Source organism: Alteromonas sp. AWM4_230 (genome assembly GCF_056158305.1).
The window spans coordinates 1,989,859-2,012,378 of record NZ_JBSWTB010000001.1 but is presented as its reverse complement, the minus strand read 5'-3'; the positions used below and the strand labels follow the sequence as shown (position 1 = coordinate 2,012,378).

Here is a 22,520-nt window from a genome sequence, read left to right as displayed (position 1 = left end):
CCTATTGTGAAGCCGGGCCAAAAACGGATGCAGCTAAGCTGTTAGCTACCACTGTGGACTTACCCGCAACTTTTCCGCAGCCTCTAATAATAAATACGTGGCAGTTAACATTACTTCCACCAATTACATTGCTTGACCCTCTGCAAGCTTGTTCACGAATAAACGCTGTACGCGACCAGCTTTTTGAAGACGCCTCGCTTTGATAAGTACCATCTGTAATATGCCTATCACCAATGGTTAAACCACCTTCAGTCATGTATCTATCAGTCCATTGGTTTTCATCAAAACAGCTCATTGTATCTGCATCAGGGTCAAAAATAGTGCCTTGCCTTGCCTCTGAAAGTGGATCCGTTTTTGCTGTGTCAGTAAGCAAGGACTCATCTTCGGATTCGAAAAAAACACCGGCAATTGCGGCTTCAGCCGCGTCGAACGCTAATCCACTTTGCTGCATAGAGACGGCCATCTTTGATTGAGACAAGCTGCTCGTTACAGCGCTTACGCCTAAAACTGTGATAGACAGCAAAACAAGTAGCGCAAATACCATTACTAAGCCTTGCTGTTTCATTTCGAACTCCTGACAAAATTCTTCATATTTCTTAGGGCTAAGGTCTTCGAAAAGACTTGATAATAGTGATCGGTCGTCATTGTTTTTGATGCTTCATTCAAAAGCGCATATTTTTGTGCCTGGGTTTGCCGCACTTCATTTTGGTAGCTTTTAAGCATAATGGCCCATCGTAATGACACCACTTGTTGGTTCAGCGCCCTTAAATTATCGATCTCATCGGCAGTGACGTAAGTAACGGCCTGACCATTAGAACTTGTGATCACGTCTGACACGCCAAACTGCACTTGAAAACTTTCTACGTTATCTAGCAACGTGACCGTAATAGGGTCAACCGATTGCGATTTAATGCCAAGTAAAACGCGTCCATCGTAACCGGTACATTTTAGTGTGCTGCCACTTACAAAATAATGATTAACAACGTGAAATTCGCGCCCGGCATAGCCATGTGAGTTTCCGGTACAATCTTCGTGATTCAAAAGACTCACAACGAGTTTATCGCTGCCACCGCTGGTGGTCTGTACACTACCCAATGCGGTTTTAGTAGAAAAGTCACCGGGTAAGGCAACAGGATGATTTTCGACATAAGCAGCTTCAGCAACAATATCAACAGACGTATCGACATCGGCGACAATTTGGTCGTAACGACCTACTTCGTAAAACTCCGCCGACAAGCGGGACATAATAAAGCGCCCAGATTCTTGAACTTGGGCTACCGCTTGATTAACTTTATTGGTAACACTTGAACTGACCAAAACCTGAATAACCGCACCAGAAATAATCAGGCCCAGCGTCAAAGTAATCATTAACTCTACCAGTGAAAAGCCGTGTTGTGCTCGTTGACGATAGCTCTTCATAGCGTCACATCCTTAAACACACATCCATTGCTGTCACCTTCGGCTTCGTTGCAGCGCGAATTTAAATTATATTGCTGGTTGCCAGAGGATGAGACGGGCCACATGAGCAAAATTTCCACACGGGACCCAGGGCTACAACTGTAAGTGTCAGCGTTATTATTATCAGTACAAGATACCGATACTGTTGTTTGCGGATTGGTTTGCACCGCTGAGCAAGATAATGCCCAGCCGTCATATTTGGCCATTTGAGTTTCGGTGCAAGATTGCCCTTCACAATTGGGAATAGCTGCAGGTCTCGTTAAACAGCAGCTGTAGTAAGGCTGAGAACCATTAGCACAACTTAAACCTGAAAAATTATAGGTTGTATCTGCGAAATAGTCGTTATTTGCTACCATGCCGTCGCCCACGGTTGCAGGGCGGGCTGCGGCGCGTAATCGCTCTGCTACTTGTGCGGCTACCATTTCCGCTTGCGTCCTGCTTATGGCGTCTTTATTAGCAAAAGAGCCGGTAAACTGCAGCGCAGCAACACCTAGTAACCCTACCGCTAGAATAAATAGAGTAATCAAGATCTCTATAAGACCTACACCGCGTTGGGTGCAGATTGTGCTTCCTTTCACTGGGTTTCTCGCCACCTTTTTAACTCTCATCACTTTTGCCAAAATTGAAACGTAAGAATGGGTGTTATCACCAATTTAGTATAGTAAGACAAAAGCGCATTACACTGGGTATCATTGGTTATCAAAACGTATAATTTTTAGCTATCTAAAAGGTTACAAACTGGCGATTAGCGTTGCGCTAATTTCTTCGGAACCGGTGCACGAACACTTTCACAGTAGCGTATATAAAAATCCCGCCTTCACAAGCAGAGGGAACACTACAGTAGTTTTAAGGCTTCACTTCCGCCAAAACTACTGCTGACCTTTTACCATAAACAAGTAGCTAAATTCTTTTAGTCGCTAAACCTCGTTTTGATTTAAGGTATTATTATCTATCCGCAAGTCGTTGAATTTCCAGTAGACAAAAGCATAAAAAAACACCGCAACAAAGTGCGGTGTTTTTTGTGCTTTGATAATGTAGCAAGTTTAAACGACTTGCTTGACTCGCAATTCTTTAGGAACAGCAAATTCCACATTCTCTTCGCGCCCAGCACGCTCAGAAGCTGAAACCGCGCCCCACGCTTTGAGCTTGTTTACCACACCCTGCACTAAGACTTCAGGGGCAGATGCGCCAGCGGTAACGCCAATGTGCTCTACGCCTTCTAGCCACTCTTCCTGGATGCAATTAGCGTCGGCAATCAAATAAGCTTTAGCACCAATTTTTTCAGCCAGTTCACGAAGACGGTTCGAGTTTGAGCTATTCTGTGCCCCAACAACCAACAGAACCTGACAGTCTTGTGATAAGTCGCGCACAGCGTCTTGGCGATTCTGTGTTGCATAGCAAATATCGTCTTTTCTCGGACCGTTTATTTTGGGGTACTTAGCGCGAAGGGCGTCGATTACATCGGCGGTGTCATCAACAGATAACGTAGTTTGGCTGCAATAATAAAGGTTGGTCGAATCTTTAACTTCAAGCGTTGCCACATCAGCTTCAGATTCAACTAAATAAATACCGCCCTCTTCATTGCTGTACTGACCCATGGTGCCCTCCACTTCAGGGTGACCAGCGTGACCAATCAAGATGCATTCAGTGCCCGTTTTGCTAGCACGAGTAACTTCCATATGCACCTTTGTAACCAGCGGGCAGGTTGCGTCGAAAACCTTAAGACCACGATTATCTGCTTCTTTTCTTACCGCTTGCGACACACCGTGCGCCGAAAAAATTACGATACTGTCGTCTGGCACTTCATGCAGCTCATCCACAAACAGCGCACCGCGCTCGCGCAGCCCGTCTACAACGAACTTGTTGTGTACCACTTCGTGGCGCACATAAATTGGCGGTTCGAACATTTCTAGCGCACGCTCAACTATGGTAATAGCTCTGTCTACGCCCGCACAGAAGCCGCGAGGGTTAGCTAAATGAATTTGCATAACTAATTTCCACCTTGTGCTGAAGCGCCAGGTTTAACATCGATGATTTCTACATCAAAAATAACCGTCTGACCCGCTAACGGATGATTGAAGTCTACCGTTACTGAATCGCCAGCAGCGCTTCGAATAATACCCGGAATTTCCGAACCATCTGGCTGCGAAAATGCTAGAATCATGCCTTCTTCTACTTGTAAGTCAGCACCAAAGCGACTTCTATCCATATAGTGAATATTGTTAGGATCTGACTGGCCAAACGCATCTTCGGGGCCTAATGTGAATGACTTTTTGTCGCCCTTTGCTAGCCCAAGTAAACACGCTTCAAAATTTGGTGTTAGGCTTCCGTCACCCATAACCATTTTTGCAGGTTTGTTGTTTACACGAGTGCTGTCTGCAGCAGAACCGTCTTCAAGTTTTAAATCGAAGTGAAGAATAACTTCGCTATCTGCGCCAATTACTAAAGAATCTGTCATAACCTTTCCGAATACTACTTAATGGTTTCGCTACTTTTCGTGCCGCTTGCTTGCACGTCAGCGCTTTTTTCTTCACTTCTTTTATCGCCATTTTTAAACATGTCGATTATGAGTAAAGCCGCGCCTATAAATATGGCGCTGTCGGCTATATTAAACGCAGGCCAGTGATAATTGTTTACGTAAAAGTCTAAAAAATCGATGACATAACCGTGAACTAAACGGTCGTAAACGTTTCCTAATGCACCACCTAAAATAAAGGCAAACGCGACGGGCAGCATTTTTTGCGAACGGGGAGACTGCTTCAGCCACCACAAAATCACTACACTTACTACGACAGCGATGGCAGTGAAGAACCAACGTTGCCAACCACCTGCATTTTCTAGAAAGCTAAATGCGGCGCCGTAATTATGTACGTAAGTAAAGTTAAAAAACGGCAGTACCTGTATAGACTGATACAGTGACATACTGTCGATAACCGTGTACTTACTCCATTGGTCGAGGATAAACGCAATCGCGCTTATCCATAAGAAACGCAACCCCGTTTCGCGAAAAAGCTTAGGCATAGTGGCGCTCTTCTCCATCACCGTCAATGTTTGTCACACAGCGACCACATAACTCTTCGTGACCTTCATGCGAGCCTACATCTTCACGGTGATGCCAGCAGCGCACACACTTTTCACCGCTTGCTTTATTAACGCTCAGCCATAAACCTTCAACGTCTGTGGCTTTCGCGTCAGACGGAGCTTCATCGACTTTGGTTAGCGAAACGCCCGACGTAATAAGCACGAAGCGAAGCTCGTCTTCTAGTTTAGCCAGTACGTTGTAAAGAGACTCGGTAGCATAAAGCGAAATGCTCGCTTCTAGTGAGCCACCTAGTTCGCCATCTTTACGCGCCTGCTCCATTGCTTGGTTTGCCGCGTCTTTTACGCTTAGCACTTGATGCCATAGAGCATCGTTAAACGTATCGCTTTGCGTGAAGTTGTTGAAGCCTTCGTACCAAGTTTCAGTAAATACAAACTCACTGCGCTCGCCAGGTAAGGTTTCCCAGATTTCTTGTGCAGTAAAGCTAGTAATAGGCGCCATCCAGCGAACCAATGCTTCAATGATATGATACATGGCTGTTTGGCATGAACGACGGGCTAGCCCATCGGCTTTAGCAGTGTACTGGCGGTCTTTAATCACGTCTAAATAGAATGAGCCCAATTCAATTGAACAGAAGTGCGTAAGCTTCTGTGACACTACTAGCAAGTCGTAGTTGTCATACGCCTCGATAAGCTCTTCTTGAAGTGCCTTGGCGCGAGCAACAATCCAGCGGTCAAGGGCGACCATATCGTCTTCTGCAACCGCGTCTTTAACCTCAAAACCATTAAGGTTTGCAAGCAAGAAACGTGCGGTGTTACGCACGCGGCGATAGCCATCGGCAGCACGCTTTAAAATTTCATCCGATACAGCAATTTCACCGCGATAATCGGTAGATGCTACCCATAGACGAAGGATGTCTGCGCCTAATTTGTTAGTCACTTCCTGAGGTGCCACAACATTACCTACCGACTTCGACATTTTTCTGCCGTGAGCGTCTACCGTAAAGCCGTGGGTTAGCACTTCTTTATACGGTGCGTGACCGTGCATGGCTGTTGATGACATAAGCGAAGACATAAACCAACCGCGATGCTGGTCGGAACCTTCAAGGTATAAATCGGCTGAGGCCGGAATATCGTCGCGACGGTCTACAACAAAGTAGTGCGTTACACCTGAGTCAAACCAAACGTCTAGGGTATCAGTCACTTTTTCGTAGTTGTCTAGCTCGTTTCCAAGCAGTGCTGCATCATCGAGGTCCCACCACGCTTGAATGCCTTTAGCTTCAACTTCTTGTGCCACCTTTTCCATCAATGCTGCAGACTCAGGATGAATTTCACCAGTAAGTTTGTGCACATACAATGGAATAGGCACGCCCCACGTACGTTGACGAGAGATACACCAGTCTGGACGACCTTCAACCATTTTCTCAATGCGGTTTTGACCCCAGTCTGGGATCCACTTGGTTTGCTTAATTTGTTCAAGTGATTCAGCGCGAAGGCCTTTTTTATCCATGCTTACAAACCACTGAGGCGTAGCGCGAAAAATAATTGGCGTCTTATGGCGCCAGCAGTGCGGGTAGCTGTGCTCGTATTTTACGTTTAAGACGAGGTTGCCCTTCTCCTTTACCGTTTCGATAATTTCATCGTTAGCTTTAAATACAAACTTGCCTGCAAATAACGGGGTGTTTTCAAGGTATACACCATTGTTACCTACCGGATTATAAACTTCGATATCGTATTGCTTGCCAACGTTGAAGTCGTCAACACCATGGGCAGGTGCGGTGTGTACACAGCCAGTACCAGATTCTGTAGTAACGTGGTCGCCTAGAATCAGTGGTACTTCAATGTCTAAGAACGGGTGATTAACGTTAAGCTTATCAAGTGCTTCACCGGTACAGGTTGCCACTTCACGGAAATCTTCTACGCCGTAACGGTTCATACAGCTTTCAAGCAGGTCCTGCGCTACTACCAACCATTCGTTTGATGGCTGAACTTCAACAATTGCATAAGTAAGTTCAGGGTGTAAGCTAATTGCACGGTTGGCAGGTAACGTCCACGGCGTGGTAGTCCAAATAACAACACCCGCTTTGTGAGCGGTTAAATCAGCTTCAGACACGCCAAACGCTTCTGCAATAGCCGCCACATCAGCCACTGGGAACTTAACGTCGATTGCCGGTGATACTTTGTCTTTGTATTCAACTTCTGCCTCAGCAAGTGCAGAACCACAATCTGTACACCAGTGAACAGGCTTAAAGCCTTTTTCTAAATGGCCTGAGTCAACAATTTTGCTTAATGCACGAATGATGTCGGCTTCAGATTTGAAGTCCATGGTTTTGTATGGGTTATCCCATTCACCAAATACACCTAAACGTTTAAAGTCAGCCATTTGGCCGTCAATTTGCTTTTGTGCATATTCGCGACACTTTTGGCGAAATTCAGCCGCAGTAACTTTCTTACCTGGCTTACCAACTTTCTTTTCTACCATCAATTCAATCGGCAGACCGTGACAGTCCCACCCTGGAACGTACGGAGAATCGAAGTCAGAAAGGTTTTTCGACTTTACAATAATGTCTTTAAGAATTTTGTTAACCGCGTGACCAATGTGAATATCGCCATTCGCATAAGGAGGACCATCGTGAAGAATAAATGGCTTTTTGCCTTTTTTCGCTTCACGAATTTTGCTGTATACCCCTTTTTCCTGCCAGTCTTTAAGCATTTTCGGCTCGCGCTGAGCAAGGTTACCGCGCATTGGGAACGCAGTTTCTGGAAGGTTCAGTGTGGCTTTGTAATCACTCATAAAATTGTATTATCCGGTTACCTTAATTTTCACCCAATGCACTAACACATTGTGAAGGCGATATTCATTTTGCGATGTTCAAATTAAAACGCTGATTGTAAAAGGTTCAACGTAAAACTGTGTGTCGTTCTCACTAGCGCAAGGCCGACGTTGTATGTTCTAGCAAAGTGACTTGCTTACGCGTTTCGCGAACAAGGATCCACGTTTAAAAAATCGAGCTCAATAAAACTAATACGCGCAGAAACTTTTCGTGACTTTATCACGTTTAACTATGCTAATAACAGACGCGCTTGTGCTGCATCTGCTTGGATTTGATCTTTCAACGCCTCAAAAGAATCAAATTTAATTTCATCTCTTATTTTTGCCATCGGAAACACCGTAATAGGCTTGCCGTATAGGTCAGATGACAAATCAAAAATATGGACTTCCAGCTGGTTTCTTACCCCGTTAACAGTAGGACGGGTGCCAATGTTGGCAACGCCGTTATAGTGTTTTCCATCTACGTCAACACGCACTGCGAACACGCCGTGAATGGGCGTTTTTTGGCGTTTTAGCATGACATTCGCGGTGGGAAAACCAATGGTGCGACCTTTTTTCTCGCCATGAACAACCCTGCCGTGAATAGCAAACGGGCGCCCTAGCATTTCGGTAGACAGACCAAAATCGCTGTCAGCCAGGGCTTCTCGCACCGCGGTAGAGCTTATTCGATGGGCATGCATGGTAAAACTGTGGGTGCTTACTACTTCGAAACCGTATTGGCGACCTGCCGCTTCAAGCATTTCGAAATCCCCTTTGCGACCATTGCCAAAACGGAAGTCGTCACCAACCACTAGAAATTTAACACCTAGTTTGTCTACCAGTAGGTCGTGGACAAACGTGTCGGCACTTTGTTTTGCAAACTCAGCGTTAAAGCGCACAGCAAGCAGTCTGTCGACACCTTGTTGACGCAGCAATTCGTACTTTTCACGAAGAGGGCTAATACGCGCTGGCGCCTTATCAGGCATAAAAACTTCTTCAGGCTGCGGTTCAAACACCATCACGGTGGCAGGAAGTGATAGCGATTTCGCTTTTACAAGCACATTAGCTAGCACAGCTTGATGACCACGGTGTACACCATCGAACTTACCGATAGTGAGCACACACCCTTTGTGATGAGGTTTTACATTGTTTAGCCCGCGGATAAATTCCACTGTTAGCCACTACCTTTTAACTGCTAGAAATTCAAAGCTCGCGATTATAGCCGACCACGAGCACAATACCAAGCGCGTGCACATTCCCGCTCAGCGTCCTTTCACTACCTTTAAAATTTACTCGCCACCGCTTCTGAAATGCCTAGGGCGCATGCCCAATACTACCATGGTGGCCATGAACAGTATGACCGACAGCGAAATGGTTATTCCTACTTCTAACATTTGGGCGGAAAGCGATAAATCAAAGAAAGCTAAGCCTTGATCTCGGTAATAAATAAGCCCGCCCATAGCTGCACTTGCAATTACCACCCGCGCTATAAACAGAACCGATGTACGGCTAAGCGCAAACACTCCTTGACGGTGCAGCGTTATGTAGAGCAAAGCGGCGTTGAGCGTCGCAGACATGCTAGTTGCAATAGCTAATCCTACATAACCAAAAGGTATAGCTAGGACTACGTTAAACACCATATTAGCGACCATACACCAGATGCCAAATTTCACCGGCGTTTTGGTGTCTTGGCGAGAGTAAAAACCTGGCGCAAGAATTTTAACCAGCATAAAGCTAAGCAAGCCAAACGAGTACGCGGTAAGCGAATAAGAGGCCATAATAGCCGTTTCAGCAGTAAAGGCTCCGCGTTGGAAGATAACAGTTAAAATAGGTCTTGCCATTACGCCGAGCCCTACTGCAGCAGGAATGCCCAATAAACACACCATACGAAACGCCCAATCGATATTCGCGGCAAACGCTTTGGGGTTGTTACTTACGTGATTTCTAGACAAGGTAGGTAGAATTACCGTTGCGATGGCGATACCAAACAACCCTAGGGGAAATTCAAGCAGCCTGTCAGAATAGTACAACCAGCTTATTGAACCGGTCACTAAAAAGCTGGCGATAAAGGTATCAAACAGCAAGTTAATCTGACCTACTGACACACCGAACAATGCGGGGATCATTAAGGTACGCACTTTAACCACATTTTCGTCGTGCCAGCCCCACTTTGGTTTGGCTAAAAGCCCAGCCCTGAACAAGAACGGTAGTTGAAACAAGAACTGAACAATACCGCCGATAAACACGCCCCAAGCTAGGGCGTAAGCGGGTTGCTCCAGCGTAGGTGCTAAGTATATTGCGCATGTGATAATACATACATTAAGTAAAACGGGGGTAAAAGCGGCAACCGCAAATTTATTTAGCGTATTGAGTATCGCCCCTGCCAAGCCAGTCAAAGAGATAAATGCTAAATAGGGAAAGGTAATTTTCAACATGGTCGAGGCAAGCACAAATTTGTCGCCGGCTTCATCGCCTTCCAGCCATGCCATAAACCAACCGGTACCAAACAGGGCTGCCAAAACAGGTGATGCAATAACGCCAATAATAGATACCACAAACACGATAGCGCCCAACGTACCGCTAATTTTTGCAACAAATTCTCGTAACTGCTTTTTATCGTCGTTTTCGTGAACCTCGGTTAACACCGGAATAAACGCTTGCGCAAATGCGCCTTCAGCGAATAGACGACGTAAAAAATTGGGAATTTTGTTGGCAAAGAAAAATACGTCTGCGGCTGCCCCATCGCCCATAAGCTTGGCAACAACAACATCACGTACTAGGCCTAATACTCGCGAGACCAAGGTCATAATACTGACGATAAGACCAGATTTTATTAACTTCCGTGACACGTCACACTTCCAATAAGAGATAAAGAATAGGCTGAACAGCAAACGCTTTTTTTAAGAGTGATTAAAGGCGTCCGCTCCAAGTAAAGAGGCAACAATAGGTTGCGAGCGAGCCATAATAGCGAAAGCCTATGGTCTACGAAACGATTTATTCAAAATAGTTGTGCACCTTTATGGACTTTCTTGCTATAATCCGCGCCCGATATGGGGTGCTGTTGTTTATGCATGTCTATCGCTTAAATGTCCTGAAAGAATTCCGTTACAGATATCTTTCAAAAAATTTCGCAGAGAATGTGCAACGTGTTGAGCATACTTTGTGTTCAATAGCTTGCGCGTTTTAACGCGGAACGATTTAAGTTTTAAATCGTTTGACATTTGGGCGTTTGGTAGGCACAATCCGCACCCTCGTTTTTGACATGAATTTATTTTGGGAGTTACACCTTGGCTAACATTAAGTCTGCTAAGAAGCGTGCAATCCAAGCCGAAAAGCGTCGTCAGCACAACGCTAGCCGTCGTTCAATGACTCGTACAAGCATCAAGAAAGTTATCGCTGCAATTGCAAGCGGTGACAAAGAAGCGGCACAAGCTGCACTTACTGCTGCTACTCCAGTACTTGACAGAATGGCTACTAAAGGCTTGATTCACAAGAACAAAGCTGCTCGTCATAAGAGCCGTCTAGCTGCACAAATTAAAGCACTAGGTTAATCTTTACGATTAGTAGTAAAAAAGCGCCCTTCGGCGCTTTTTTTGTATCTGTAATCAAATCGACGTTTATTTATCATTTCCGAATAAGCATTAAACTTACAAGCATAAAGCCCACCATTAGGCGAGCTCTCTCACTAGATAAAAAGTCTTTGCGCTGTGTTCACACTTTATACGCTATCAGCTCATCTTCCTTATTGAGCTAGCCGGCGCGATACGCATGATCCAGTGAAGAATTGCCCAAGGCCAGCTTGGCACAAAAGCGTTCGCCTTCTCTTTATTAATTGCATTGACCATAGCGCGACAGCCCACATCGGTATCAACAATAAATGGTACCTTCTCAACTTTTTCATTTATTTCACTTCGAATGAAACCAGGATGAATGCAGGTGACATTAATCGGCGTATTCATTACATCCATTCGAATGCCCTCAGTCATAGACGTTAGACCTGCCTTCGTAGCTGCGTAAACGGTCATAGCACGTCTAAACCCGCGCACAGCACTTATAGATGAAATCGTTACTAAATGACCACTATTTTGCGCCCTAAAGATAGCCATAGCCGCTTCACATTGTGCTAGCGCCGACACAAAGTTAGTCACCGCCGTTTGCTTATTAGCGTGGAAATACCCTGTGCCAATTGACGCGCCCTTCCCCATCCCTGCATTCACGATGACTCTATCGAGTGTTCCCATGTCAGCTTTGAATGCGTCGAACACTTCAAAAACCGCATCGTGATCATTTACATCAAGCGAGCGAATGTACACGTCAATGTTTGGGTTAATTGAAAGTAATTCTTCTTTCAGTTTTTCTAAGTTCTCAAAGCGCCTTGCGCATAGCGCTAAGTTACATCCTTGTTTGGCAAACTCAATCGCCATTCCCTTGCCTAAGCCGGAACTCGCGCCCGTGATCAGAATATTGCGTCTTGTTGTCATTATCGTTTTCCTGATGCTTTGATGGCCTTATTACAGCGCCACATTAAGTAATGAATGAAGATCCAAAAGTTTTTAAAAGCTGGATTATTGGTTTGCTTGTGGTGATAGCGATAGTAAATTTGCTGGGCAATACCGGCTAAACGGAAAAGTCCATAAACCTCATAGAAAGCAAAATCTTCAACATCTATCTCCATTTCTTTGCAGTAATACGCCACAACTTGTTCACGAGTGAGCATTCCCGGTAAGTGAGTTGGCTGACGACGTGTTGATTGCGCTAAAAAGTCATCATCAGCTTGCACCCAATACGCCAAGGTATTGCCTAAGTCCATAAGCGGGTCACCTAAGGTGGCTAGCTCCCAATCTAACACACCGATGATTTGGGTATAGTTATCAGGCTTTAACACCACGTTATCAAACCGGAAGTCATTGTGCGTTATACAAATGCGTTCTTGGTCAGGCATGTTGTTCTCTAGCCAACGCATAATTTTTTTACCCGAGGGGACATTCCAGGTTTTCGCTTTACTATAACGCTCACTCCACCCGCTTATTTGCCGCTCTATGTACCCAGCACCTTTCCCCAAGTGCTCAAGCCCCGCTTTTTTATAATCAACTTTATGAAGTTCAATTAAACTATCAAGTACATTAGTGCAAAGCTGCTTGGTTTGCTGATCTGTTGTCTCTAAACCTCTGGGTAAGTTCTTTCGTGGTATCACGCCAGTAAACTTTTCCATTACGTAGAACTCAGTGCCTAATACGCTTTCATCTTCACAGAGCCCAAGCATTTCTGGCACATACCGGTAGACAGGCTTTAGCGCGTGCTGTAGTCGATACTCTCGCCCCATATCGTGAGCCCCTTTGGCTTTTGTACCTGCTGGTGCCCTGCGCAAAATTAATGACGTTTGCTCGCCCTGGTTTTGATCGCTGCTTTGATAGTCCAAGCAATACGTCCAATTAGACGCGCCACCGGAATACTGGGTTACCTTAGGTAAACTATCGCTACTTTGTATAGCGGCTGACAATGGATTCGAGGCACTAATATTTTCCTTAAGCCAATTGTGTACAGCGCCGACGTCTAGCTCTTCTCCTGCTCGCACGCTATCCGCTTTATCTACTACCTGTTGTTGCATATATCGTTCTTCTTTTATTTTTGTATTAAACGCTTATTCAAAGCTAGTTATTGGTACGCATTTATTCGAAACTAATTTTGTCTTTCGCAGCTCATCACCTAACTCATATTAGCGAGTGGTAACAAGGTTTCTGGCGATAAGGCGCTAACAAAAAGCCTGTTTTTATTCTTTAATTGTGCTTTTCCATTGCTCGTTTCATCGTTTTAGTTTGATTGAGCATATTGCTTATATAGCGCTGCGTGGGTAACAACTTTTTCAATAAGAACGCACGTTTGCCTAACTTGTGAGTGAGAATAAGAAACTTCGCTTGACTGACTTGCTGATATATTGACTCTGCCACCTCTTCTTTAGTCATATCTGCCTTAGCGAAAAACTTGTTGATCATCTTATGCGAGGCTGGATTGCTACTTCGCATCGACTCATCTAAATTCGTTTTAAAGAAACTAGGGCAAACCACACTAACATTTATATTGTCCGGTGCTAGTTCCAACTTCATGGTTTCTGAAAACGATACTACAGCGGCTTTTACTGAGTTATAGCTTCCCATATAAGGAATAGGTGTTAGCCCTGCTTGCGAGGCAACATTGATAAAGTAACCACTGCCTTGCTTTCGCATTAAAGGTAAAAGGGCACGACTTACTCTTACCATGCCTAACACGTTAATATCGAATACCCACTGCCACTGATCGATAGTTTCGTCTAAAAGACTCCCCCCTGTAGCGACCCCAGCGTTATTGAACACATAATCAACGCCTCCCCAGCGAGTTTCGATAGTTTGCGCTAGGGCTTCAACATCATTGTCAGAGGTTATATCGCAGTGAACATAAAACGCATTTGCACCTTGTGCACAAAGCATATCTACCGTTTCAACGCCTCTTTCTTGGTTAATATCGGCAACACAAATATTTATATCTTTATCTTTGTTCACCCATTTTTCCGCCCATTTTAGGGCAATGGCCTGGCCTAAGCCGGTAGCACCACCGGTAATCAATAAACGCACCATGTGTTTCCTATTTATTATTTCACGAGTACTTTTGGCGTTGTTTTTACAGCTATTTTTGCATTTCGTTTTGCCCACAGAGCTAATAATGCAGGACCGATGTACATGGCTATACCGTAAACGCCAGGAGCGATGGCATAGTCAGGCGCTTGTAAAAAAGTAATGCATATGAGCATGGCAAGAGCCGCGTTTTGTACGCCTATTTCAATAGCAAGCGTAAGCGAGTCTTTAAATGCTAGGTTTGAAAGCTTAGCAAGCCCGAGGCCTAACAATACCGATAATAAATTTAACGTTAAACATATCAAAAACGCGCTTTCGAAGGACGCGGCTAAATTATTTCTTTCAGAAACCAGAACGCCGACAATCATGAGCAACATGAAATACATCGAAAACTGCCGAAAAAAGTTCTCTGTTTTCTTGGCAAACACCAGATAAAATCGACGAATTGTCATGCCAATAACGACCGGTAGAATCGACACGCCGACGAGCCCTATAACGGTTTGGATAATAGAAAATTCTGGCGCGTTTTCTTTTACAAAGTAATCAATCGCAAATTGAATAATAAATGGCGTGGTGAACACGCAAGCAATGGTTGAAATTGCGGTTAGGCTAACTGAAAGGGCTAGGTTGGCTTTTGCAATATGGCTGATTAAATTACTGGTAGTACCGCCAGGGCATGCTGCCAAAACCATTACGCCAACAGCAATATAGTCAGGCACACTAAACGCAATACATAAACTTAAAGCTAGCAAAGGCAACAAGATAATTTGACCGATAAAGCCTGTTATTACCGCCCTAGGCGCTTTAATCAATCGGGCAAAGTCAGCAAGGGTCAGGGTTAGCCCCATGCCAAACATCACAAGTGCCAACGCTAGAGGTAACAACACCTCGGTAAGTACAGATGCCTGCATGCACACGCCCCTTACAAAAGAAACCTTTTATTAACATTTAAGCCAGTGTACCCTGTTTAACAATAAATAAAAATGATGCCTTATTATGGAAATCCATAAATATTATGCATGGAAAAATAGATTTTAATTTATTCATAGTGCTGCGTGAGGTCTATGAACACGGCAGCATTACTAGAGCCGCCAATGCGCTGCATATTACTCAGCCTGCGGTAAGTCATGCGCTCAGTAGGCTACGAGAAAAATTTGATGACCCATTGTTTACGCGCCATGGGCGACAAGTAGTCCCTACCCCGTTCTGCCAAGGCATCATTACATCGGTCGTGACATCAATTGAAACCCTTGAAAATACCTTAAAAGGCAAAGTGGACTTTGACATAGGTGATAAACCACGCACAGTTAACCTTGGAATGCGTGATATTTTAGAATCTATATTTTTTCCAACGTTAATTCCTGAACTTGTTCAAAACACGCCTAATATCACGGTAAATAGCAGGCAAGTAACCTGGCCCGAACTTGCCCCGGCACTTACTAACAAAGAGGTCGATATTGTCATTGATGCCCTCGTTCCTACCAGCAGTGAGATACGTTCTCAGTTTATCTGCGAGGAAACCTTTGTGGTAGTATGTGCACCAACAAATAGCTACCTAGACAACCCCAGTATTGAAAACTACTCAGTTGCACAGCATGCGCTCGTGTCTTTAAAAGATTCTAAACTAGACACCGTTGATCTCGCCCTTGCTCAACACAATTTGCATCGAAAAATATCCCTACAATGTGAGCACTACTTTGCCGCTGTTAATGTAGTGAGTCAGTGTGACCTACTGCTTACTATGCCAGCACGCTTTGCACATCAGTTTAGCGACAAATGTTATATCGAGACTTTGCCACTTCCGTTTGAAGTACCTCCTCTTCCCGTGCACATGTACTGGCACAAAAATGCCGATGATGATTTAGTAAATATTTGGATGCGGGAGAAGCTTTTAGAAGTAGCAAATAAATTGGGGCTATAAAAAAACCCGATACACTAAGGTATCGGCTAAACTATCTTCACGTTATCAGAATTAAAGAATTGGAAGTGTTAACTTACCCGATGCATTTTCGCCAGCTTTTGTTTGATACTCATAACTAAAAGTCGCACTGACAGGATTTTCCGCAGTGTTGTCCTCTAGATATAGGCTGATTCTATCTCTGTAGATGTATTCGCCATCAGCTACTGTTGTACCACTTATATACGAAGTATAAGCCTGATTAGAGATACTTTCATTTTGAGCCACGTTTATCGCAAGCAAACGCTGCATAGAAATGTTTTCATCTCGAACTAGCTCATATCTATTCACAAAAGCGTATTCATTTCCATTTTCAGTGTAACTTTCAAAATTAATAATAAGGTAATTAAGTGATTCAACTGAAGTTGGTAGTAGAATACTCACTGAATTACCAAAATTATTTGCCGAGTTTGCAACCCCGGCTGTATTTTCACTAACGATAACTGAGCCATTAGAATAGTAATTGCTGTTATCTAATTTTAGAGCGTTGATATCGAACTCTGCCGTTTCATCAGCGGGGGTGGTAAATGAATAATCATCACCATAAATATTTGCTGAAACACCACCAGAGGCTGGAGAAACTTCACCAATTGCAAAACGGTAGTTAGTGTTAGTTTGCAATTCTGTTGCTGGAGAAAACGTGTGCTTAACACCACCAAGGTCCACGCTCTGGCTAAGCTCTACACTTGCCTCTTCACTCAAAATATAAGTGTAACCATTAGGAACGCTATCATCAGCAGACTCATTGCCGCGAACAATTGAAACTTCGTCGAAAGTCAGGCTAACCGCGTCCAGATCTATGTCAACAGCTTCGCTGTAATACACTGAATAGGCAAAATTAGACGGGTTAACATTCGTAGTAATAACTTCAACGGTTGCTTGGGGCTCAACTTCAGTAGGAACTAGGACTAAGTTAATAATCTCAGAGTCAGCTACTGTGTAATAGCTATTTGACTCAAACCCACTTGTACTAACGTTAATTGAAGTTTCGCCTGTGGCATAACGTGTTGAACGACTCAGGTTAATACTGCCTGTCGAATAGGTGATATCACCTACCTGGAAAGAGGACATTTCGAACGAAATACCGCCATCAAATGGAACCACCAACTCATAAGAATCACTTTCTTCATCATATTCAGATGTGTACGTCTCCTCTGACGTACCCATCATGAACTCAGCGCCTGCGATAGGCTCGCCCATACTGTCAATCAGGCTTATTACAACAGTTTTCTCTTCTGCTGCAACTTCATCGTATTGACTAAGACTAATTTCCTCTTCTGAAAACTCACTTGCGTCGTAAATAAATAATGTATCACCAGATATATTCACGTTGCCGATGTTAGTGAAGTCGAAGTCTGCTTCTCCGTCGTTATCTATGTCGATGTTCGCGCGTAATGTAACGTTTAAATCACGTGGCAAAGTTATTTGATAAGTTTGTGTTTCTTCATTGAATTCGCTCTCATGGGCAAAATCAAATACGCTGCTGGTAGATGTCCCCGAAAAAGAAAAACCAATAAAGCTAAGTCCACCGACTGCTTCGCCGCTTTCCGTGTCCGTAACGCTGAACTCTACCTCAACAGGTGTAGATACTCCTATGATGCCAATGTCGTCATATCCTTCACCTGAGCTCACAGGACCAGTAGTGATAAAAAATGCGCGTTCTAAGTAACTTTCATCAGTGGAAGAAACTACAACGGTAAGGTCAGCACTCGCTGGCAAGCCTTCTAAGTTAAAACCGCCATTCTCTGAAGTTACACCTTCAGCAACCACTGTATTTCCTTGATAAACAGCGACATTTAAGCCCACTAAAGGTACATCAGTGCGTGTATCAACGACAGCGCCTGCCAGCGTAACCGAAGTTTGATTATTTTCGATTTGCTCTGCCAGGAGGTTGTTTTGTTCAGTAAGTACAGAATTTTGTTGATTAAGTGCGTCAACAACTCCGTCGTTACTATCGTCATCAACTTCAATGCACCCTGTAAGAGCGAGGGATACAAAAAGTGGGATCGGTGCGAGCTTTTTATTTATTTTCATGAGTGGCCTCTTAGTTTTTACGTTACATCACAATAGAAACTAAGGACGAAGAGAGAACGAGAGGATATTAATAACGGTCTGAATACTAAGACTGAACTACCTTGTACGTTACGAAACTTCATCCTTGAAATACCAGAGTATCCGATACGAATTTAATTTGCATGTAATTTGTAACGATAATTGCCCCCCCGCTCCTTATACTTTAGATTAAGTTTGTAACACAATGGTCAAGCAAGCGTCACGGTAGTGTCAATTTGCAGACCTATAGTGACGGTCCAAGGCATCGCTTTGGGAAACCGCTATGAAAAAGACACATTATCGTACGCTTTGGCTTTCAGATATCCATTTGGGAAATCGCGACTGCAAAGCTGAATACTTACTTTCCTTTCTGGACAGCATCACGGTAGACACCTTGTATTTGGTAGGCGACATTGTTGATATGTGGCAAATGACCAAACAATTTCGCTGGCCAAAGGCGCACAATCAAGTCATGCACAAATTCATGCAAATGAGTCAGGAAGGTACACGTGTAGTGTACTTACCCGGCAACCATGATGAGCCAATTCAATCTTACTCTGGTATGGCCTTTGGCGATATTGAAATAGAGCGTGAGCTGGTGCACACCACGGCACAGGGAAAACGTTACCTGGTTTTACATGGCGATCAGTTCGATGGCGATGTGACCATGGGCAAATTCCATGCTTGGATTGGCGATAAAGGTTATGACCTCTTACTTTTTCTAAATCGCGAATTCAACCGTTTGCGCGCGTGGCGCAAGCGGGAATACTGGTCACTAGCGGGCTACATTAAAAAGCATATTAAAGGAGCAAATGAAGCCATTGCTCGATATCGCGAAGCATGCTGCAAGCGTGCCGACGATATGGGGCTAGATGGTGTAGTGTGTGGTCATATTCATCACCCTGAAAGTAGTTTTGAAAACGGCATACACTACATTAATGATGGTGACTGGATAGAAAACTGTAGCGCTCTCGCTGAAGACATGAATGGTAATTTATCTCTTATTCATTATCTCGATTCACTAGAATCAGCTACGGTAACATCAATCACAACCAAAACCTCTCGTTCAAAAGCTGCGTAGTTACTGCTACTTTTCTGGGGGGCTTACAGGCCCCCTATCACTGCTTTTGTTGAACCCTTCTACGCGAAACAAACTTGTCGAGCCAGCATCAATAACATCTTTTTAACACTGTCAAATAACTGCCATCAAACTGTGTGAAAAGCGTCACATTGTCCTGCTATTGTTCGCCAAAACCGAAAGAGAAACAGGTTCTATGTTTACTGTAAACGACGTACTGAACAAGCATTATCCTCAAGTAGCGAACAATCCTATTCTGTTTAAATCGCTGTCTTTCGTATTAAGACACCTTCTTCACGAACGCGAAATTACCGAATTTGGTGAAACCTATCCGCACTATGAAGACATTGATTTTGTAGAACAAGTGTTGGAGTACTTCAATATCAGCTACTCCACCCGTGATGTCGAAAAAGAACGTATTCCAAGCGAAGGCAAAGTGGTAATTATCGCAAACCACCCTATTGGCTCTCTCGATGCCCTTGCGCTAATTAAACTAGTTAGTGAAGTGCGGCACGACTTAAAAGTAGTGGCCAATGAAATGCTCATGGCTATCGAGCCTCTTCACGATATGTTGCTACCAGTAAATAATATGCAGGGTGGTACACCGAAGCAGCATTTATCGGCTATCCAAAAACACCTCAAAAGCGACGGTGCTATATTGATTTTTCCTGCCGGTGAAGTCTCTCGATTACGCCCGCAAGGTGTTCGCGACACGCGATGGCATACTGGCTTTTTGCGTATTGCAAAGCAAGCTAAAGCGCCGATATTGCCGGTTTATATTGACGCTAAAAATAGCCCCCTTTTTTACAGCGTGTCTATGGTATACAAACCACTCGCCACCGCACTGCTGGTTAAAGAAATGTTCAAACAGCGCAAAAAGCATTTACCTATGCGCATTGGCGAACTTATTCCTTTTGAAGCTTACCAGCAAACCAATATTCCGCTAAAAGAGCAGGTAAAGCTGTTTAAGCGCCACCTATATCGCATTGGCAGCAACAAGAAAGGCGTATTTGAAACGCAGGCGTCTATTGCTATGCCCGAAGACAGAAAAGAGCTCGCCCGCGCTATTCGAGAATGTGAGCATCTCGGAGAAACGGGTGATGGAAAGTCTATCTACCTGTATCAGCACAAAAGCTGCTCGCCAATTATGCGTGAGATAGGCCGCTTGCGAGAAGTCGCATTTCGCGCCGTGGGAGAAGGCACCAATAAACGTAGAGATATTGATCAATACGACTCTTACTATTATCACCTTGTGCTATGGGACGACAGCGACTTGGAAATTGTAGGCGCCTATCGCTTTGGCGATGCAGAACTTTTGACAGCGCCCGATCACCCTACGGGACTTTATTCTGCCACTTTATTTAATTATGGCAAAAACAACGACAAACTTTTTAAGGAAGGCCTAGAACTAGGGCGAAGCTTTGTTCAGCCTCGCTACTGGGGCAAACGCAGTTTAGATTACTTGTGGTTTGGTATTGGTGCATTTTTAAGTCGTTATCCCAAATATCGTTATCTATTTGGTGCAGTGTCACTTAGTAATGCCTATCCAGAACCAGCTAAAGACCTATTGGTACAATTTTACTCCACGTATTTTCCTGCAAAGTTTGGTGAAGCGACCTGTAAACGCCCTTATCAAATGGCTAACGATGCGCTATATCAATTCAAAGGTAACGATTACAAAGCCGAATTTACCGAGCTAAAGGATTTATTGGCTAATATGGGCGTTAACGTGCCTACGCTTTATAAGCAATACTCTGAACTGTCCAAAGACGGTGGTGTGGCGTTCCTTGGATTCAATGTCGACCCAGATTTTAACGACTGTATTGATGGCTTGGTAGTGGTTGATATGCAAAGCCTTACCGAGAAGAAACGCAAACGCTATTTAACTGACATTCAGCTTAAAGCCACTGCCTAATGTTTTAGGAAAGAACACGTCTTTTATAAAGCCTACGCAAAAGCTAAAAAGGGAGCGCCTAATTGACGCTCCCTTTTCATTTTTACTAGAAATATCAAATGTAATTATCGACCGCCAATATTTTTAAGAATATCCGTATAGATATCTTCAAGTGTAAGTAAATCCGATAAGTGAATGTGTTCGTTTACCTGATGGATAGTGGTGTTGGGCACACCGACTTCGACAACCTGTGTGTGCTCACTTGAGAAGAAGCGCCCATCTGACGTGCCGCCGGACGTACTAACTACAGGATAACGACCTGTGGCGGCTTTAATGGCTTTCTCAACGCAAGCTATTAGGCAACACTCTGCATTACTATTAGGCTTGCTTAAGTATGCTTCACAGGGCCTTGAAAAGCTGACTTCGGCTTCTACATCAACGGTATTGATGATATTGCGTAGCAAAGCAGATAAGCGCTCTTGATCAAACTGCCACGAGTATCTTACGTTAAACTCTATACGAACAGCACTAGGCACTATGTTATCGGTGAAGCTTCCTGTATCCATATGTGTTACTTGAAGCGTGGTGCCAGGAAAGTCATCGCTTCCTGTATCAAAAGGATATTGAGTTAGTGCATTAACCACTCTACTCGCTTTGTGAATAGCATTCACTGCTGTCTTTGGGTATGCCACATGGCCTTGCTTTCCTGCAATATGGATAGTGCCTGAAAGTGAGCCCCTGCGACCAATCTTTATCGTATCGCCAGTTTTAGAAGATGCCGAAGGTTCGCCTACTAAGCACATATCAAGCTGTACATTTTTAGATGCTAAATATTCAGCTATCCATTTAGAGCCCCACTCCGCCTCCCCCTCTTCATCACTGGTGATTAGCCACCAGAAAGACATTTTATCAGGTTCTAAAGAGGTAATAGTTCGCTCTGTCGCCGCTAGCATAGCTGCAATGCCCGTTTTCATGTCGGCAGCACCGCGTCCGTAAAGTTTATTTTTACTTATAACCGGGCTGAAAGGGGGAGATTTCCACTTATCGAGAGGGCCAGGAGGCACGACATCTGTATGGCCGCTAAATGCTAAGTGAACAGGCCCTTGCCCCCATCTGGCGATGAGGTTCTTGACCCCATTAATCTTATGCTTTTCACATGAAAAACCGAGCTTTTCAAGCTTATAGATTAGGTAGCTTTGACAACCCGCATCTATTGGAGTGATAGACTCTCTAGCCATTAAAACTTCGGCAAAGTGAATACTGCGCGCCGGCGCTAAAGAAGGTAAAGGCTGAATTGACATTCATGTACCCCAATTTAGAAACATGGGTCTATTACACAAATTTAAAGTGACACACTAATAACAGATTTGCGACAAAGTCATGACAACATAGCCAAGGCTTTTTCGGCGTGAATGGCCGCAAATAAGAATACTGTAGGCGTATGGAAGTTTCGACCGGCCTCCCTAATATTTGTCTATAGCTCCACACATTGTTATAAATAGGCCACAACTTATAAGAAGGCAGTACTGTGTTAAAAATAATTGTTTTAATACCCCTTATCTTGTCATTACTTTGGTTTGGTTATTTGCAAGCCAATAAATATACTCTTGAACAAGGCAAGC

At 44.1% G+C, this 22,520-nt stretch carries 19 protein-coding genes; 4 read left to right on the top strand and 15 right to left on the bottom strand.

Translation table 11 applies throughout. The features are described from left to right. Position 1: 1 nt before the first annotated feature. The 9 genes from ACXACS_RS08520 to murJ all read right to left on the bottom strand — a co-directional run bounded on the left by ACXACS_RS08520 (position 2) and on the right by murJ (position 10,158). Entirely contained in the window at positions 2-565 is a 564-nt protein-coding gene (locus ACXACS_RS08520) for a PilX N-terminal domain-containing pilus assembly protein (protein ID WP_474805777.1), read from the bottom strand. Next, positions 562-1,419 carry a PilW family protein gene (locus ACXACS_RS08515; RefSeq protein WP_474805776.1) on the bottom strand — a complete coding sequence of 286 codons (858 nt, stop codon included), beginning with the start codon at positions 1,417-1,419 and terminating at the stop codon, positions 562-564. Before ACXACS_RS08515 ends, ACXACS_RS08520 begins: the two co-directional genes overlap by 4 nt. Continuing rightward, on the bottom strand, positions 1,416-2,066 hold the full coding sequence (gene pilV, locus ACXACS_RS08510; protein ID WP_474805774.1) for a type IV pilus modification protein PilV: 651 nt from the start codon (positions 2,064-2,066) through the stop codon (positions 1,416-1,418). Before pilV ends, ACXACS_RS08515 begins: the two co-directional genes overlap by 4 nt. 435 nt (positions 2,067-2,501) lie before the next feature. After that, positions 2,502-3,446 carry a 4-hydroxy-3-methylbut-2-enyl diphosphate reductase gene (gene ispH, locus ACXACS_RS08505; RefSeq protein ID WP_474805772.1) on the bottom strand — a complete coding sequence of 315 codons (945 nt, stop codon included), beginning with the start codon at positions 3,444-3,446 and terminating at the stop codon, positions 2,502-2,504. A gap of 2 nt (positions 3,447-3,448) precedes the next feature. Then, a complete protein-coding gene (gene fkpB, locus ACXACS_RS08500) occupies positions 3,449-3,916 on the bottom strand; it encodes an FKBP-type peptidyl-prolyl cis-trans isomerase (protein ID WP_474805770.1) in 468 nt (155 codons plus the stop codon). Between the two features lie 14 nt (positions 3,917-3,930). After that, entirely contained in the window at positions 3,931-4,479 is a 549-nt protein-coding gene (gene lspA, locus ACXACS_RS08495) for a signal peptidase II (RefSeq protein ID WP_474805768.1), read from the bottom strand. Continuing rightward, complete coding sequence (gene ileS, locus ACXACS_RS08490) at positions 4,472-7,291, bottom strand: isoleucine--tRNA ligase (protein WP_474805766.1); 2,820 nt, start codon at positions 7,289-7,291, stop codon at positions 4,472-4,474. The genes lspA and ileS overlap by 8 nt, the downstream gene beginning before the upstream one ends. A gap of 269 nt (positions 7,292-7,560) precedes the next feature. Then, positions 7,561-8,481, bottom strand: a complete 921-nt coding sequence (ribF, locus tag ACXACS_RS08485; RefSeq protein WP_474805764.1) for a bifunctional riboflavin kinase/FAD synthetase — start codon at positions 8,479-8,481, stop codon at positions 7,561-7,563. A gap of 117 nt (positions 8,482-8,598) precedes the next feature. Further along, positions 8,599-10,158, bottom strand: a complete 1,560-nt coding sequence (gene murJ, locus ACXACS_RS08480) for a murein biosynthesis integral membrane protein MurJ (RefSeq protein ID WP_474805762.1) — start codon at positions 10,156-10,158, stop codon at positions 8,599-8,601. A gap of 438 nt (positions 10,159-10,596) precedes the next feature. Here murJ and rpsT point away from each other — a divergent pair, with 438 nt between their 5' ends. Beyond that, the gene (gene rpsT, locus ACXACS_RS08475; RefSeq protein WP_014950134.1) at positions 10,597-10,860 is read left to right on the top strand and encodes a 30S ribosomal protein S20; all 264 of its coding nucleotides are present in this window, start codon (positions 10,597-10,599) and stop codon (positions 10,858-10,860) included. A 177-nt stretch (positions 10,861-11,037) separates the two neighbouring features. Here the strand turns inward: rpsT and ACXACS_RS08470 are convergent, their stop codons facing one another. The 4 genes from ACXACS_RS08470 to ACXACS_RS08455 form a co-directional block, all read right to left on the bottom strand. Next, positions 11,038-11,790 (bottom strand): SDR family oxidoreductase, encoded by a 753-nt coding sequence (locus ACXACS_RS08470; protein ID WP_239257843.1) that lies wholly within the window; start codon positions 11,788-11,790, stop codon positions 11,038-11,040. Then, on the bottom strand, positions 11,790-12,917 hold the full coding sequence (locus ACXACS_RS08465; protein WP_474805760.1) for a phosphotransferase family protein: 1,128 nt from the start codon (positions 12,915-12,917) through the stop codon (positions 11,790-11,792). Before ACXACS_RS08465 ends, ACXACS_RS08470 begins: the two co-directional genes overlap by 1 nt. 169 nt (positions 12,918-13,086) lie before the next feature. Next, entirely contained in the window at positions 13,087-13,917 is an 831-nt protein-coding gene (locus tag ACXACS_RS08460) for an SDR family oxidoreductase (RefSeq protein ID WP_474809234.1), read from the bottom strand. 17 nt (positions 13,918-13,934) lie between these two features. Beyond that, on the bottom strand, positions 13,935-14,828 hold the full coding sequence (locus ACXACS_RS08455) for a bile acid:sodium symporter family protein (RefSeq protein WP_474805758.1): 894 nt from the start codon (positions 14,826-14,828) through the stop codon (positions 13,935-13,937). A 104-nt stretch (positions 14,829-14,932) separates the two neighbouring features. On the opposite strand from ACXACS_RS08455, the gene ACXACS_RS08450 reads away from it, so the two are divergent. Beyond that, positions 14,933-15,838 carry a LysR family transcriptional regulator gene (locus ACXACS_RS08450; RefSeq protein WP_474805757.1) on the top strand — a complete coding sequence of 302 codons (906 nt, stop codon included), beginning with the start codon at positions 14,933-14,935 and terminating at the stop codon, positions 15,836-15,838. A 51-nt stretch (positions 15,839-15,889) separates the two neighbouring features. On the opposite strand, the gene ACXACS_RS08445 is transcribed toward ACXACS_RS08450, so the two are convergent. Beyond that, positions 15,890-17,908 carry a hypothetical protein gene (locus ACXACS_RS08445; RefSeq protein ID WP_474805755.1) on the bottom strand — a complete coding sequence of 673 codons (2,019 nt, stop codon included), beginning with the start codon at positions 17,906-17,908 and terminating at the stop codon, positions 15,890-15,892. Between the two features lie 301 nt (positions 17,909-18,209). On the opposite strand from ACXACS_RS08445, the gene ACXACS_RS08440 reads away from it, so the two are divergent. Together ACXACS_RS08440 and olsF are read left to right on the top strand one after the other, a co-directional pair. Beyond that, on the top strand, positions 18,210-19,007 hold the full coding sequence (locus ACXACS_RS08440; protein WP_474805753.1) for a UDP-2,3-diacylglucosamine diphosphatase: 798 nt from the start codon (positions 18,210-18,212) through the stop codon (positions 19,005-19,007). A 193-nt stretch (positions 19,008-19,200) separates the two neighbouring features. Further along, on the top strand, positions 19,201-20,919 hold the full coding sequence (olsF, locus tag ACXACS_RS08435) for a bifunctional ornithine lipid synthase OlsF (RefSeq protein ID WP_474805752.1): 1,719 nt from the start codon (positions 19,201-19,203) through the stop codon (positions 20,917-20,919). A gap of 104 nt (positions 20,920-21,023) precedes the next feature. Here olsF and dapE read toward each other — a convergent pair whose 3' ends face one another. Beyond that, entirely contained in the window at positions 21,024-22,199 is a 1,176-nt protein-coding gene (gene dapE / locus ACXACS_RS08430) for a succinyl-diaminopimelate desuccinylase (RefSeq protein WP_474805750.1), read from the bottom strand. Positions 22,200-22,520: the final 321 nt, after the last annotated feature.